Genomic DNA, 15,576 nt, shown 5'->3' on the forward strand with positions numbered 1-15,576 from the left:
ACGCAAAAGAATATCAAATAATGTTACAATAATAAATATCGTATATGGTTAGGGATATTTTAATGTCTGTGAGGGTAGTAGTAGATGAATCAAATGGATGTATTGCAAGGGGGTAACGTCGATACGATTTCTCTTGATCTTATGGGAGGAGATTTAGGGGCGAGGGATCTTATTTTAGGAGCCTCTAAATTTCTTGAAGCTCATCCTCGGATTCGTTTTTTAATGTATGGGGATGCTAAGGTTTGTTTGCCAATTTTGGATTCTCACCCACTCTTAAAAGAGCGTAGCTGTTTTCATCACTGTGAGGTATCTATCGCGATGGATGAGAGGCCGGCAGATGCGTTGCGTAGGGGTAGAAATGTGTCTAGTATGTGGCGTGCTATTGAAGCGGTGAAGAAAAATCAAGCTGCTTCTGTCGTTACTGCTGGCAATACTGGTGCTCTGATTGCTATGGCTAGATTATGTTTAAGTAGGATCAGCGGAGTGGATCGTCCATCTCTTGCGGCATTTTGGCCAACTGTTAAGGGGAAGTGCATTATATTGGATGTCGGTGCTACTATCGGGTCTACTGTATCGCATATGGTGCAACTTTCTATTTTGGGTAGTTTTTTTGCTCGTTCCGTTGCGGGAATCAATTGTCCATCTATAGGATTGCTTAATGTTGGAACTGAGGAAATAAAAGGGAACGATGTCTTACAAGAATCGGCGCGTTTATTGCGTGGAGAGTGTTGTGGTGCTTTTAAATACAAGGGTTTCATTGAGGCGAATGATATAGCAAAGGGTTTTGTAGATGTCATCGTAACCGAAGGATTCTCTGGTAATATTGCCATTAAAGCCGCAGAAGGGGCGGTTCGTCATATTTCAGGAGTTTTGCAGAAATCTTTAAATAGGACATTGTTATCTAGGATTGGTTGTTTGTTAATCAAAAAATCTTTACGGGAGGTAAAAGAAGGATTTGATCCGCGTAATTTTAATGGGGGAGTCTTGCTAGGAGTTGATGGGCTTGTTGTAAAAGGGCATGGGAGTAGTGATGCTAAGTCGATATTTAATGTTTTAGGTATTGCTCATAATATGTCTCAAAATGGTTTTATAGATATGGTGAAGGATGATATGCAGCGAGTTCGGGATAGTTTGCTAGATGTGCATGAGAAGAAAATTGTGTCAGGTAGTGGAAAGTGATAAACGTGATTCGTTCTACCGTACGAGGGATTGGTTTATCTCTTCCTCGGAGGGTGTTGTCTAATTCTGATTTAGAGAGTATTGTAGATACCTCCGATGGTTGGATTAAAAGGCGTGTTGGTATCAGTCGACGGCATATCGCTGGAAAAGATGAGACAACTGCTTCTCTTGGAGAGGCGGCTGCGCGTGATGCATTGCATCATGCGGAAATGAGTGTAGACGATATTGATTTAATAATTGTAGCTACGTCGACTCCAGATCAGACTTTCCCTTCGACTGCTGTCAATATTCAGAATCGTTTGGGAATGAAGCGCGGTTTTGCCTTTGACATGCAGGCTGTTTGTTCTGGATTCGTTTATGCAGTGACTACAGCAGATTCATATATACGCTCAGGAGTTGTGCGACGTGTTATGGTAATAGGATCTGATACGTTCTCGCGTATTGTTGACTGGTCTGATCGCTCTACTTGTGTTTTGTTTGGCGATGGTGCTGGGGCTTTGATTCTTGAGGGAGTGGAAGTGAAAGGCTCTAGTATGGCTGATACAGGTATCTTATCAACGTATTTATGTTCTGATGGTTCTTATATTGACAAGTTATACGTAGATGGTGGGCCTTCTACTTCTAGAACTGTGGGTTGTATTCGTATGGAAGGAAAGGCGGTTTTTAAGTATGCGGTGGAAAAGGCCGTGGAATTGATAGAAAAAGTTTTTGATTCTACTCATTTGACAATTGAAAATATTGATTGGTTTGTTCCACATCAAGCTAATTGGCGTATTATCAATAGTATAGTAGACAAGATGAAGATTCCTTTTGATAAAGTAATTGTTACGGTGGATATACATGGCAATACTTCTGCTGCTTCTATTCCCCTTGCTTTAGCTGTAGCGGTGAAAGAAGGGCGTGTTAAAAAGGGGGATTGCCTTTTGTTGGAAGCAATGGGCGGAGGATTTACTTCGGGGACTGTACTATTACGATGGTAGTTAGATAATGTTTGTCGTGTTGAGATTTTTTTGCGTGGATGGTGATAATAAATTGGATGGTATGTCATGAGCAAAACTATAACCCGATCGGATTTGGTAAAATCTATTTCAAAAGAATTTGGTCTTTCTAGGAAAGATTCTACTCGTTTTGTTACGACCCTATTTAACGAAATTTGTGATTCTGCGGTGCGTGGAGAAGCAATCAAGATTTCTTCTTTTGCTACTTTTCATGTAAAGCAAAAGGGTTCGCGTGTTGGACGTAATTTACAGACCAATCAAGAGGTAAAAATTGATCCTCGTCGTGTAGTGGTGTTTAAGGCATCTTCTATTTTGAAAAAAAGGATCATGGATGATATGCGTGGTAGAAAATGTAACAAGGATGATGTTACTTCTCCATCAGGATCGTATTAGTAGTTTCGGCGATTCTTTCCCTTTGATGCTAGGTTTGACTTTTCCATTTTTTTAAAGTTCTTTTTTAAAGAATAATTCTGTTCTTGAAATTTGGTGCCTAGATGCGCAGTATGATGATTATGGTGGAGATGTACTGCTTATATCAAATATTTTGAGCGAATACGTTTATTCGGGTACTTGTAAATTAAGTTCACTGCAGATTTTTAAATTCTAAAAATATATTCTTAATAAAATTTTTCTTTGTTTTCGCTTAATTATTATACTAAGCCTATTTTATGGATACACTATATTCTTATTATCTTGTGTTTTTTCAAGAGAAAAGAAGGAAAAGCGGAAGTGCCGGAAAAAAATAAACGTGAAAAACCTGAACGCAAAAAATGTATATATTTTTATTCCTCATGCGATCGTTTTAATACACACCACCTCTACCTGTTGCATATTATTTAAAATAAAATATCAGCTCAAAGAATTATTAAGTCACCTTTTGAGCTAGCATAGCTGTCTCATAACGTTCACAGACATATTCCCAGTTCACAAGGTTGGTAATGAAGGATTCAATGTAATGCGCACGCCTATACTTGAAATCTAAGTAATACGCATGTTCCCACACGTCTATACCAAGGATAGGTATTGCTCCATTTATGAGAGGGTTTTCGGCGTTTTGGGTTTTTGATATCTCTAGTTTTCCATTTTTTACGGATAACCATCCCCATCCAGATCCAAATTGTGTAGAAGCGGCTGTAATAAGATCTGACTTAAACTTTTCAAAGCTCCCAAAATTATCATCGATGGCATCGCTTAGCGCTTGAGGTACTTTTCCTTTTCCATCATTTTTCTTCATACATGCCCAAAAAAGATTGTGATTATAATATTGGGAAGCATTATTAAAAAGACCGGCATTAGATCCATGTGATTTTATTATAATTTCCTCAAGAGACAAGTGCAACATTTCGGCATCAGATGCGAGCTTTAATGCATTGTCGGCGTAATTCTTATGATGCACATCATGGTGATACTCAAGTGTTTCTTTCGACATATACGGAGAAAGGTCATCATAACTATAAGGTAAATTTGGCAGTTTAAAGTCCATACATTTTACTCCATTTTATGCTATCTAAGAACATAAAGATTCTGGATAGAGTCAAATAATTTGTTGTCAAAACTAAACCCACTCCATAGAAAAGATATTTTTTCAACGAAATATAATTGTCCGTAGATTGCTGTTAAAATACACTGTAAGGTTACTAGATGCAAAACTATAAAGCAAGATCAAAATCAGAAGAATCGTTGTTAAAACTGTCCATTTGTATGACAATTTTTATGGCATCGGTAAATCTCATTATTGGTACGATTACAAACTCTTCCTCAATTGTTTTTGATGGATTTTATTCATACTTAGAAGCAGGGATGACAGCGCTTTCTTTGTTGGTAGCCAAACTCATTGCGCGAGATGTTTCAAAAGTTGATTATCGCGAGCGTGAGAGATATTTCCAGTTTGGTTTTTGGCATTTTGAACCGATGGTTTTGGCTTTTAATTCTGTTATATTGATATGTGTAGCGCTTTATGAATTTTTGATTTCTATTTTAAATATTATATCAGGTGGGCATGATATTAATTTCGAAAAAGCTGTCATTTACTCTTGTGTAGCTTCATTTATTTGTTTGATGATGGGCGTATACGAAAACAGATGCAATCGGGAAATAAAATCTGATTTTATCGCATTGGATGCAAAATCTTGGATTGTCGCAGGATACCTGTTATTGGCTGTTGTGATCGCTTTTTTATGTGCCATGTTGTTGAGAGATAGCGCGTACGATTGGATTATTCCTTACGTTGACTCGATGGTTTTGATGTTCATTTGTTTGTTTATTCTTCCATCGGCAATTTGTACGATGAAGAGCGCAACTTTTGAAATTTTTCAGATGACTTCGCCTGATCTTGATAGTCAGGTAAGGGAAGCGCTCTATCCTATTGTGATCCGTCATGGTTTTCTTGACTTCTACACATACGTTACCAAGGTCGGTCGTTCTCGCATTATAGAGATATACTTAATCGTCCCCGCACATTATCCAATTAAGAGAATAGCATCTCTTGACGCTATAAGACATGAGATAGGAAATGCTATTGGTGGATTAGGGGAAGAAAGGTGGCTGACAATTTCATTTACGACACAGAAAAAATGGGCAATTTAAATTTTTTATTTTATGGGAGGGAATATGGGGATATTGAATCTTTGATACGTATAATGAGAGGGTTAGATAGGTTGCAACTAAATTATTTTAGTTGATAGCGCATTTATGTTGTGCTCTTATGAAGGGTGATAGCGTTTCATTCTCCTCATCGCTGAGTTGATGAATTTGGGTTTTTCAGCTGTTAATTTTGGCTTTGGACAGATCAACGATGTTACCACTAAATCATCTGAAGGAAAGAAACTGAAGATGAGAGGCGATCAAAGCTAACGTTTTAAAAAGATATTTTATGCGAAGTGACTCATTATCTAAACTAACTAGTGATCACATTTTAAAAGAAAATTTACACCTTGTACATATGTTTTCCTCAGTTCTTTTTCATGGAATTACTAGGTCATTGGAAATAAGAAGAGGATGTTATTCCTGATTTAACAAGTCATCCATATTACAGCATCTAAAATATTTTATTTGTTAATTAGAAGAAGGTTGATTGCCTCAAAAAATAACCTAAACCTTACTGTTACGGTCGTGCTGAAAAAATAACTTAATATGAATGAATTACGATTTATATATGGCTCCCCGGGCCGGATTCGAACCGGCGACCTGTCGATTAACAGTCGAATGCTCTACCGCTGAGCTACCAGGGAAAGTACTAACGCGTACTAATGTACATCAAAATTAATATCCATTTTCTTCTAAAAACCAAAATATCTTCTGTTTTCTGAAATTGCAAGAATTACATCAAAGTCAACATACTACTCGAGCTTATACATTGACTATGCGCTTTTTACAATGCTTTAAAAAAAGAATATATGTTGAGTGTTGGTGTTCATTGTTTTTTGTAATAGTCATAGAAAAAAGATGGGTTATTTTTTATAGGAGATTGAAAGTGATATTTTCGGGAGGTTATAAAAACCGTTAAATTGATTCTCGGCTATATGATTAATAGGCTGTTGCGAGGGATTTACTCTGAGATATGCATCGGGGTTTAATTGCGTGATGAAAGATGACGGTGTGTGTATTTGCGTAAATTATTGCGGATTCGCTCTAAGGGAGGTAGTTCCGAATTGTCAGCAATAAATTTTAATCCGGTTATTTTTTCATATGCTGCAATGTAGGTTTGTGATGTGCGAAGTATGATATTTTCAGGAATATCAGGAATATTATCCCTATAAGGATTGCAACGCGTGAGTATCCAATTGCGAATAAAATCTTTATCTAATCCAATGGGAGTAATTCCTTCTCTAAAGGATTTTTCGTAGGTTTCAACCTCCCAGTAACGACTAGAATCTGGCGTATGAATTTCATCAGCTAGAATGATGTTTTGTTTTTTATCTATGCCAAATTCATATTTACTATCCACGAGAATCAAACCGTTTTCTAGTGCAAGTTTGCATCCTCGCTCAAAGAGAGAGAGAGCATAAGAAGAGATTGTTTCCCATTGGTTTCGAGTTAAGATTCCTCTGTGGATAATTTCATTTGGGGATATAGGTTGGTCACAACCAGAAGCAGATTCTGAAGATTTTGTTGTAGGAGTTATCACAGGATATGGTAATTTCTGATTGTCGGACATATTATCAGGCAGTAGATATTCATATATCTTACGTTTTCCATTTTTATAAAATGTAAGAAGGGAAGTCTTGGTATTGCCCGCTAAATAGCCACGCACAATTAATTCTATCGGGAACATTTGCAATTGTTGTCCCACTAAGACATTAGGATCTGGGTAATCTAAGGTATGATTGCTACATATATCTGATGTATGGTGGAACCAATATTGTGTTATTTGATTTAACACTTCACCCTTATATGGAATGCAAGCGATATTTTGATCAAATGCGCTCAATCTATCTGTTGCTATGGTAATGCGGGTTCCATCGCTTAAAAAGTAGTTTTCTCGAACTTTGCCAGAATAGTAATTTGGCAATTCAGGAATATAGGCTTTGGAGAGAATTCTCATTGTTGGTAACCTTGTAGTGAATGTTGCCTGTACTATTAATATCCTAATTCTAACACATAGAGTCAAATATTGGTTATTGTATCTTTGAGTATTATTGGTTGGAGTATTTTTTTTGAGTAATTTTGGTTGACTTGGTTATGTGATCTGTTTAGTACTGGTGACGTTATTTGAGAATAGAATAGAGAGAAGAAAGGGAGACGTGGACGGCGGTTTTTTTTATTTTTGTAATTATGTTATTAATTACGATGTGAGAGGTTCGTTGTTCATGTTTTTCTGTTGTTATGACGTTGGAAGATGTTTGTAGCATTGGATTTTACATGGCAGTGCCTTTGGCAAGAACATGAGAGTTTGATCCTGGCTCAGAACGAACGCTGGCGGCAGGCCTAACACATGCAAGTCGAGCGCGTATGCGAATACGAGCGGCAGACGGGTGAGTAACGCGTAGGAATCTACCTTTTTCTACGGGATAACGCATGGAAACGTGTGCTAATACCGTATACGCCCTATTGGGGGAAAGATTTTATTGGAGAGAGATGAGCCTGCGTTGGATTAGCTAGTTGGTAGGGTAAGAGCCTACCAAGGCTACGATCTATAGCTGGTCTGAGAGGACGATCAGCCACACTGGGACTGAGACACGGCCCAGACTCCTACGGGAGGCAGCAGTGGGGAATATTGGACAATGGGGGCAACCCTGATCCAGCCATGCCGCGTGAGTGAAGAAGGCCTTAGGGTTGTAAAGCTCTTTCGCCGGAGAAGATAATGACGGTATTCGGAGAAGAAGCCCCGGCTAACTTCGTGCCAGCAGCCGCGGTAATACGAAGGGGGCGAGCGTTGTTCGGAATAACTGGGCGTAAAGGGCGCGTAGGCGGGCGATTAAGTTAGAGGTGAAATCCCAGGGCTCAACCTTGGAACTGCCTTTAATACTGGTTGTCTAGAGTTTAGGAGAGGTGAGTGGAATTCCGAGTGTAGAGGTGAAATTCGTAGATATTCGGAGGAACACCGGTGGCGAAGGCGGCTCACTGGCCTGATACTGACGCTGAGGCGCGAAAGCGTGGGGAGCAAACAGGATTAGATACCCTGGTAGTCCACGCCGTAAACGATGAGTGCTAGCTGTTGGGTGGTTTACCATTCAGTGGCGCAGCTAACGCATTAAGCACTCCGCCTGGGGAGTACGGTCGCAAGATTAAAACTCAAAGGAATTGACGGGGGCCCGCACAAGCGGTGGAGCATGTGGTTTAATTCGATGCAACGCGCAGAACCTTACCAGCCCTTGACATGTATAGGACGATATCAGAGATGGTATTTTCTTTTCGGAGACCTTTACACAGGTGCTGCATGGCTGTCGTCAGCTCGTGTCGTGAGATGTTGGGTTAAGTCCCGCAACGAGCGCAACCCCTGCCTCTAGTTGCCATCAAGTTTAGGTTTTTACCTAGATGTTGGGTACTTTATAGGGACTGCCGGTGATAAGCCGGAGGAAGGTGGGGATGACGTCAAGTCCTCATGGCCCTTATGGGCTGGGCTACACACGTGCTACAATGGTGGTTACAATGGGTTGCGAAGTCGCGAGGCGGAGCTAATCCCCAAAAGCCATCTCAGTTCGGATTGCACTCTGCAACTCGAGTGCATGAAGTCGGAATCGCTAGTAATCGCGGATCAGCATGCCGCGGTGAATACGTTCTCGGGCCTTGTACACACCGCCCGTCACACCATGGGAGTTGGTTTTGCCTGAAGACGGTGTGCTAACCGCAAGGAGGCAGCCGGCCACGGTAGGGTCAGCGACTGGGGTGAAGTCGTAACAAGGTAGCCGTAGGGGAACCTGCGGCTGGATCACCTCCTTTCTAAGGAAGATGTTGAGTATCATTGAATTTATTGAGTGATCTGAACGTTTTTTGAAGATTAAAGCTTTTAATTAAGCTTGATATAAATTTGCTGTTGTGAAGCAGCGTTTTTAAAAGGATCGCCGTCCATGTTTCTCTTTCTTTTCGGATTTTTTGCGATGATGGGGGGTCGTTAATATTTGGTTTTGAGGGCCCGTAGCTCAGGTGGTTAGAGTGCACCCCTGATAAGGGTGAGGTCGGTAGTTCAAATCTACCTGGGCCCACCACTTTTTGTTCAGGGGGCCGTAGCTCAGTCGGTAGAGCGCCTGCTTTGCAAGCAGGATGCCAGCGGTTCGATTCCGCTCGGCTCCACCATTGGCGTAATTATGGAATTTTGTTCTGATTTTTTGGAGCAAGAGTTTTTTGAAAATTGAATAGAAGATATATTTTTTTGTATTTTTTATGTTGGCATTGTATGCGACATATAAGATACCGGCGTTGTTAACCGCACGTTGAGAATTTATCTCAGGAAATTGGTCTATTGAAGAAGCATAAGGATATTATGTTTTTTTAATTATAAAGAGTTTGCAAAGAACTTTATGACGATTGACAATGAGAGTAATCAAGCGCGAAAGGGCATTTGGTGGATGCCTTGGCATGCACAGGCGATGAAGGACGTGATATGCTGCGATAAGCTATGGGGAGCTGCAAATAAGCATTGATCCGTAGATTTCCGAATGGGGTAACCCGCCTTATGTGCCTAGGAAACTGAACTAAGTTGGTTTAATTTTCTAGGTATTTTGAAGGTATCTTTATCTGAATGAAATAGGGTAAAAGAAGCGAACGCAGGGAACTGAAACATCTAAGTACCTGTAGGAAAGGACATCAATTGAGACTCCGTTAGTAGTGGCGAGCGAACGCGGATCAGGCCAGTGGTAGGAAAGATTTAAGTAGAATTACCTGGGAAGGTAAGCCATAGTGTGTGATAGCCCCGTATACGTAATAATTTTTTCTATCCTTGAGTAGGGCGGGACACGTGAAATCCTGTCTGAATATGGGGCGACCACGCTCCAAGCCTAAGTACTCGTGCATGACCGATAGTGAACTAGTACCGTGAGGGAAAGGCGAAAAGAACCCCTATGAGGGGAGTGAAATAGACCCTGAAACCGAATGCCTACAAACAGTCGAAGGCCGCGAGGCTGACGGCGTACCTTTTGTATAATGGGTCAACGACTTAGTGTGACAAGCGAGCTTAAGCCGGTAGGTGTAGGCGTAGCGAAAGCGAGTCTGAATAGGGCGTTTAGTTTGTTGCATTAGACCCGAAACCGAGTGATCTAGCCATGAGCAGGTTGAAGGTTGGGTAACACCAATTGGAGGACCGAACCCGTATCTGTTGCAATAGATTGGGATGACTTGTGGCTAGGGGTGAAAGGCCAATCAAACTCGGAGATAGCTGGTTCTCCGCGAAATCTATTTAGGTAGAGCGTTAACTGAATACCCTCGGGGGTAGAGCACTGGATAGGCTATGGGGGCTTACCGCCTTACTGCTCCTAACCAAACTCCGAATACCGAGGAGTACTAGTTGGCAGACACACAGTGGGTGCTAACGTCCATTGTGGAGAGGGCAACAACCCTGACCTCCATCTAAGGTCCCGAAGTCATGGCTAAGTGGGAAAGGATGTGAAGATCCCAAAACAACCAGGATGTTGGCTTAGAAGCAGCCATCATTTAAAGAAAGCGTAACAGCTCACTGGTCTAGATAAGGATTTTTGCGCCGAAAATGTAACGGGGCTAAAGCCATGCACCGAAGATGAGGATTTGTTTATTTTTAAACGAGTGGTAGCGGAGCGTTCCGTAAGCTGATGAAGGAGGACTTGTGAGAGCCTCTGGAGGTATCGGAAGTGAGAATGTTGACATGAGTAACGATAAAGAGGGTGAGAAACCCTCTCGCCGAAAGACCAAGGGTTCCTGCTTAAAGTTAATCTGAGCAGGGTTAGCCGGCCCCTAAGGTGAGGCGGAAACGCGTAGCTGATGGGAACCACATTAATATTTGTGGGCCTGGTGGAAGTGACGGATCAAGTATATTGTACATTTTTATTGGATTAAGTGTGCTTTGGATTGGTTCCAGGAAATAGCTCCACCGTATAGACCGTACCCGAAACCGACACAGGTGGTCAGGTAGAGCATACTAAGGCGCTTGAGAGAACTGCGTTGAAGGAACTCGGCAAATTGCGCGCGTAACTTCGGGATAAGCGTGACCTTTTTTTGGGCAACCAAGAGGAGGTGTCACAGATTAGGGGGTAGCGACTGTTTACCAAAAACACAGGGCTCTGCGAAGTCGTAAGACGAAGTATAGGGTCTGACGCCTGCCCGGTGCTGGAAGGTTAATAGGAGGGGTGAGAGCTCTGAATTGAAGCCCCAGTAAACGGCGGCCGTAACTATAACGGTCCTAAGGTAGCGAAATTCCTTGTCGGGTAAGTTCCGACCTGCACGAATGGCGTAACGACTTCCCCACTGTCTCCAACGCAGACTCAGTGAAATTGAATTCCCCGTGAAGATGCGGGGTTCCTGCGGTTAGACGGAAAGACCCCGTGCACCTTTACTATAGCTTTACATTGGCGTTTGTTTTGATATGTGTAGGATAGGTGGTAGGCACTGAAGCGAAGGCGCTAGTTTTTGTGGAGCCATCCTTGAAATACCACCCTTATCAAAGTGGATGTCTAACCGCGCTCCGTTATCCGGGGTCGGGACATTGTATGGTGGGTAGTTTGACTGGGGCGGTCGCCTCCGAAAGAGTAACGGAGGCGCGCGATGGTAGGCTCAGAGCGGTCGGAAATCGCTTGTTGAGTGCAATGGCATAAGCCTGCCTGACTGTGAGACTGACAAGTCGAGCAGAGACGAAAGTCGGTCATAGTGATCCGGTGGTTCCGCGTGGAAGGGCCATCGCTCAACGGATAAAAGGTACGCCGGGGATAACAGGCTGATGACCCCCAAGAGTCCATATCGACGGGGTTGTTTGGCACCTCGATGTCGGCTCATCGCATCCTGGGGCTGGAGAAGGTCCCAAGGGTTTGGCTGTTCGCCAATTAAAGCGGTACGTGAGCTGGGTTCAGAACGTCGTGAGACAGTTCGGTCCCTATCTGCCGTGGGTGTAGGAATATTGACAGGATCTTTCCCTAGTACGAGAGGACCGGGATGGACGTATCTCTGGTGGACCTGTTGTTATGCCAATAGCATAGCAGGGTAGCTAAATACGGAATGGATAACCGCTGAAAGCATCTAAGTGGGAAACCAACCTGAAAACGAGTATTCCCTATCAGAGCTGTGGGAGACTACCACGTTGATAGGCTGGATGTGGAAGCTAGGTAACTAGTGAAGCTGACCAGTACTAATAGCTTGATTGGCTTGATTGCTCTTATTGTCCATAGTCATAAATTTTTAAAGACCATTTTCCATTCGTTTTTTATAGACTTGGTGGCTTTTGCGGGGTTTCTGCACCCGTTCCCATTCCGAACACGGCCGTTAAATGCCCTAGCGCCTATGGTACTTCATCTTAAGATGCGGGAGAGTCGGTCGCTGCCAGGTCTATAAAGGACGGATTGTTTTTTTTAGTAATGATGAGATTATTATCGCGGGGTGGAGCAGTCTGGTAGCTCGTCAGGCTCATAACCTGAAGGTCGTGGGTTCGAATCCCACCTCCGCAACCATTGTATTACGGGTCTCCCTCACAATGAACCAAATCCTAAAAAATCAAATTGTGGATTCTTTGAAAGTCTTATCTATCCCTGGAGAAAAAAACAATATCGTAGAGATGCAACGGCTATCTGAGATATTTATCGTCCACAATACCGTCTATCTCTCCATCACCGTTCCCCACACTATCGCACACCAATTGCAATCCTTGCGCTCCAACGCTCAACAGATAATACAAAATATTCCCACTGTGAAAAATGCCGTCGTCACACTCACAGAAAATAAAAATCCCCCACAACAAAGAAATAATCTAAATGTTAAAAAATTCGTCGCAGTGGCTTCTGGAAAGGGAGGGGTTGGAAAGTCAACTACTGTTGTCAACATTGCATGTGCATTGAAAAATAAAGGCAAAAATGTTGCTATATTGGATGCGGATGTTTACGGTCCTTCCATACCAAAACTTTTAAAAATATCTGGGAAAGTAGAAATATCAGATAAAAAATTCTTAAAACCTAAGGAAAATTATGGCATTAAAATAATGTCTATGGCTTCCCTCGTAGATGAAAATGTTGCAATGATATGGCGGGGACCAATGGTACAATCTGCTATAATGCATATGTTGCATAATGTGGTTTGGGGACAATTAGATTTTTTGTTGATAGATATGCCTCCAGGAACTGGTGATGCTCATCTAACAATAGCACAAAAAATACCTCTTTCAGGTGTTGTAATTGTTTCTACTCCGCAAGATTTGGCTTTGATTGATGTAAAAAGAGCAATTTCTATGTATCAGAAAATGAATATACCTATTATTGGTATGATTGAAAATATGAGCTATTTCTTGGCTTCTGATACTGGTAAAAAGTATGATCTATTTGGAAACGGTGGGGCGCGTTTTGAAGCAGAGAAAATAGGCATACCTTTCTTGGAATCAGTGCCTTTTGATATGGATGTTAGAGTGCTATCAGATTTAGGAATTCCAATCGTAGTGCATAATATGAATTCAGCAACTTCGGAAATATATCAAGAAATTTCAGATCGTATCCAACAATTTTTTGTTTAAATAATTTAAAACTTTCATAAGGATATCTTCCTTAAGATTTTATCATTGTCGGGAATAAATATTTTTTGTATTATTCCTATGATATCAAGGGTTCGTTTTCTTCTATAGAACAATATTAATCTTGAGCGAGGTTTTCCTATATGCTGTATCCGTGATGATCGGATTAAAAAATGAATACATATTTAGGATGATCCATTTTTATTGTTATACGATATAAAAGAATCTTTTCTTAGTCGATAAGAAAAAAATCACTAAGGAAGCTACTAATTTATAAAGGCAAATGTTTTGTTATCATGAATACTCAGACCGAAGATCTTCAAAAGAATAGTCCAAATCCTTTTTACCTTATGTTTGAATCCATAGGTGTTGTTTATGGAGATATTGGTACTAGTGTTCTCTATGCTTTTAAAGAAGCGTTAAAAACAACAACAATGAATCATACTCTTCTTGTGGAAAGGACCGAGGTTATAGGTTTAGTTTCCCTCATGATTTGGGTTCTTACCATCGTTGTGACAATAAAGTATATCTTATTGTTATTAAGGGCAGATAATGATGGTGAAGGTGGAATATTATCCCTCCTTGCTTTGTTATTAAAAAAAATTCCTAAGCGATCAACTGTATTAATAGCATTGGGCTTGGCTGGTTCTGCGTTGTTTATTGGCGATAGTATGGTAACACCAGCGCTATCTGTCCTTTCTGCAGTAGAAGGTGTGAGGTATATAGCTCCGGAATTAGATAATTTTATTATCCTAATTGCTTTAGGAATATTAGTTCTATTATTCATGTTGCAATCTCACGGCACTAAAGGAGTGGCTTGTTTTTTTTCTCCTATTATGGTCGCTTGGCTTTTAATGATAACAGTATCAGGATTGATCCATATATCGGATGATTGGGGTATTCTCGCTGCTTTTAATCCTATGTATGCTTTGCATATGGTTTTTGGAAAAGGAACTATTTCCCTCGTTGTTTTGGGTTCGGTTTTTTTAACCATTACGGGGGCAGAAGCGCTCTATGCTGATCTTGGACATTTTGGTCGTAAACCAATTCAATATGCTTGGATGGTTATCTTTCCAGCCTTAGCAATCAATTACTTAGGACAAGGAGCTCTGGTACTTTCCAATCCTGAAGCTATCAAAGATCCTTTTTATATGATGTTTGGAGGATGGTTTTTACCTTTTGCAGTTTTAACAGCAACATGTGCAACGGTTATTGCTAGTCAAGCCGTGATTACAGGAACATTTTCATTAGCAAGACAGGCGATTCATTTGGGCTTTTTACCGCGTATGAAGATATTCTTCACCTCAGAAACTTTTAAAGGACAAGTGTTTTTGCCAAGCATTAATTTGTTTCTATTTGTTGGAGTTCTCCTATTTGTAATTGGGTTTAGGCATTCTGAATCTTTGGTTGCGGCATATGGAATCTCTGTCAGTGGGACTATGGTCATTTCCACAATTATGTTTTCTGTTTTCGTTCATGTGTGTTGGAAATGGAAAATTTCTAAGGTTATCATCTTCCTCTTTCCATTATTATCGATTGAAATGACTTTCTTAGGAGCGAATTTATTTAAGGTACTTGATGGTGGATATACTCCATTGCTGATTGCTTCTCTTTGTATCATCGTAATGTGGACATGGAGAAGAGGTACAAATCTTTTATCTACACTCACTCGCCACGCTGATATTCCAATTCACTCCTTTATAATCTCAATAGAAAATTCAAGCCAACAAGTTCCAGGTACTGCAATTTTTCTGACGAGTGATTCACAAGCTGTCCCAGATGCTTTATTACAGAATATCAAACACAATCGCATTTTACATGAACAGAATATTATTCTGACGATTAATACAGCTAATCAACCACGGATCCCAAAAGAAAAACGCTTTGTATGCGAAAAGATTTCCGAACACTTTTCGCGTGTTGAATTATTTTTTGGGTACATGGAAGAACAAAATGTTTCTCAAGCATTGGCAGAGTTGAGAAATAATGGATTAAAATTTGAAATTATGAACACATCATTTTACTTAGGACGTCGTAAATTAGTACCGACATCACGAGCTGGAATGCCTAATTGGCAAGATCATTTGTTTATTATGCTTTCTACTTATGCAGAAGATCCATCTGACTATTTTCACTTACCTGCCAACCGAGTAGTAGAAATTGTTTCTCATGTTAATATTTAGAATTATTTGTATAAATATAATTATAAAATAAAATCATGTGTTTAACTATCTCTTATCATCTAAAAGATAAAAGACAGAAGAGATTAATTGTGCGATGTTTTCT

Annotated in this window: 8 protein-coding genes, 4 tRNA genes and 3 rRNA genes; 12 read left to right on the plus strand and 3 right to left on the minus strand. The window is 40.7% G+C overall.

What is annotated here, in order from left to right; translation table 11 throughout:
* Window positions 1–84 precede the first annotated feature (84 nt).
* The 3 genes from plsX to CD16_RS03550 all read left to right on the plus strand — a co-directional run bounded on the left by plsX (window position 85) and on the right by CD16_RS03550 (window position 2,570).
* Window positions 85–1,179 (plus strand): phosphate acyltransferase PlsX, encoded by a 1,095-nt coding sequence (gene plsX, locus CD16_RS03540; protein ID WP_015452660.1) that lies wholly within the window; start codon window positions 85–87, stop codon window positions 1,177–1,179.
* Between the two features lie 5 nt (window positions 1,180–1,184).
* Window positions 1,185–2,159 carry a beta-ketoacyl-ACP synthase III gene (locus CD16_RS03545; RefSeq protein WP_015824921.1) on the plus strand — a complete coding sequence of 325 codons (975 nt, stop codon included), beginning with the start codon at window positions 1,185–1,187 and terminating at the stop codon, window positions 2,157–2,159.
* Window positions 2,160–2,225: 66 nt separating this feature from the next.
* Entirely contained in the window at window positions 2,226–2,570 is a 345-nt protein-coding gene (locus CD16_RS03550; RefSeq protein WP_015452662.1) for an integration host factor subunit alpha, read from the plus strand.
* A gap of 472 nt (window positions 2,571–3,042) precedes the next feature.
* Here CD16_RS03550 and CD16_RS03555 read toward each other — a convergent pair whose 3' ends face one another.
* Window positions 3,043–3,660 (minus strand): superoxide dismutase, encoded by a 618-nt coding sequence (locus CD16_RS03555; RefSeq protein WP_015452663.1) that lies wholly within the window; start codon window positions 3,658–3,660, stop codon window positions 3,043–3,045.
* Window positions 3,661–3,818: 158 nt separating this feature from the next.
* Between CD16_RS03555 and CD16_RS03560 the strand changes: the two genes are divergently transcribed.
* Window positions 3,819–4,763: a cation diffusion facilitator family transporter gene (locus tag CD16_RS03560; protein ID WP_015452664.1), complete on the plus strand. Its 945-nt coding sequence runs from the start codon at window positions 3,819–3,821 to the stop codon at window positions 4,761–4,763.
* Window positions 4,764–5,332: 569 nt separating this feature from the next.
* On the opposite strand, the gene CD16_RS03565 is transcribed toward CD16_RS03560, so the two are convergent.
* A tRNA-Asn gene (locus tag CD16_RS03565) sits at window positions 5,333–5,407 on the minus strand.
* A gap of 341 nt (window positions 5,408–5,748) precedes the next feature.
* Window positions 5,749–6,720, minus strand: coding sequence for a phosphoribosylaminoimidazolesuccinocarboxamide synthase (locus tag CD16_RS03570; protein WP_015452665.1), 972 nt, complete (start codon window positions 6,718–6,720; stop codon window positions 5,749–5,751).
* A 336-nt stretch (window positions 6,721–7,056) separates the two neighbouring features.
* On the opposite strand from CD16_RS03570, the gene CD16_RS03575 reads away from it, so the two are divergent.
* The 8 genes from CD16_RS03575 to CD16_RS03610 all read left to right on the plus strand — a co-directional run bounded on the left by CD16_RS03575 (window position 7,057) and on the right by CD16_RS03610 (window position 15,473).
* Window positions 7,057–8,558, plus strand: a 16S ribosomal RNA gene (locus CD16_RS03575).
* Window positions 8,559–8,747: 189 nt separating this feature from the next.
* Window positions 8,748–8,824 (plus strand) — tRNA-Ile (locus tag CD16_RS03580).
* Between the two features lie 12 nt (window positions 8,825–8,836).
* Window positions 8,837–8,912 (plus strand) — tRNA-Ala (locus tag CD16_RS03585).
* Between the two features lie 245 nt (window positions 8,913–9,157).
* Window positions 9,158–11,950 (plus strand): 23S ribosomal RNA (locus CD16_RS03590).
* Between the two features lie 57 nt (window positions 11,951–12,007).
* Window positions 12,008–12,122 (plus strand): 5S ribosomal RNA (rrf, locus tag CD16_RS03595).
* Together the 16S, 23S and 5S rRNA genes with 3 tRNA genes alongside form the textbook arrangement of a ribosomal RNA operon.
* Window positions 12,123–12,167: 45 nt before the next feature.
* Window positions 12,168–12,244: transfer RNA gene (locus CD16_RS03600), tRNA-Met, on the plus strand.
* 23 nt (window positions 12,245–12,267) lie between these two features.
* Window positions 12,268–13,293 carry an Mrp/NBP35 family ATP-binding protein gene (locus CD16_RS03605; RefSeq protein ID WP_015824922.1) on the plus strand — a complete coding sequence of 342 codons (1,026 nt, stop codon included), beginning with the start codon at window positions 12,268–12,270 and terminating at the stop codon, window positions 13,291–13,293.
* Window positions 13,294–13,586: 293 nt separating this feature from the next.
* On the plus strand, window positions 13,587–15,473 hold the full coding sequence (locus tag CD16_RS03610; RefSeq protein ID WP_015452667.1) for a potassium transporter Kup: 1,887 nt from the start codon (window positions 13,587–13,589) through the stop codon (window positions 15,471–15,473).
* Window positions 15,474–15,576: the final 103 nt, after the last annotated feature.

Source organism: Candidatus Liberibacter asiaticus, assembly GCF_000590865.3.
GTDB lineage: Bacteria > Pseudomonadota > Alphaproteobacteria > Rhizobiales > Rhizobiaceae > Liberibacter > Liberibacter asiaticus.

Bases quoted from the DNA above. Each gene is read 5' to 3' on its own strand.
- plsX (WP_015452660.1), top strand. From the start codon at position 85: ATGAATCAAATGGATGTATTGCAAGGGGGTAACGTCGATACGATTTCT.
- CD16_RS03550 (WP_015452662.1), top strand. From the start codon at position 2,226: ATGAGCAAAACTATAACCCGATCGGATTTGGTAAAATCTATTTCAAAA.
- CD16_RS03555 (WP_015452663.1), bottom strand. From the start codon at position 3,660: ATGGACTTTAAACTGCCAAATTTACCTTATAGTTATGATGACCTTTCT.
- CD16_RS03560 (WP_015452664.1), top strand. From the start codon at position 3,819: ATGCAAAACTATAAAGCAAGATCAAAATCAGAAGAATCGTTGTTAAAA.
- CD16_RS03570 (WP_015452665.1), bottom strand. From the start codon at position 6,720: ATGAGAATTCTCTCCAAAGCCTATATTCCTGAATTGCCAAATTACTAT.
- CD16_RS03605 (WP_015824922.1), top strand. From the start codon at position 12,268: ATGAACCAAATCCTAAAAAATCAAATTGTGGATTCTTTGAAAGTCTTA.
- CD16_RS03610 (WP_015452667.1), top strand. From the start codon at position 13,587: ATGAATACTCAGACCGAAGATCTTCAAAAGAATAGTCCAAATCCTTTT.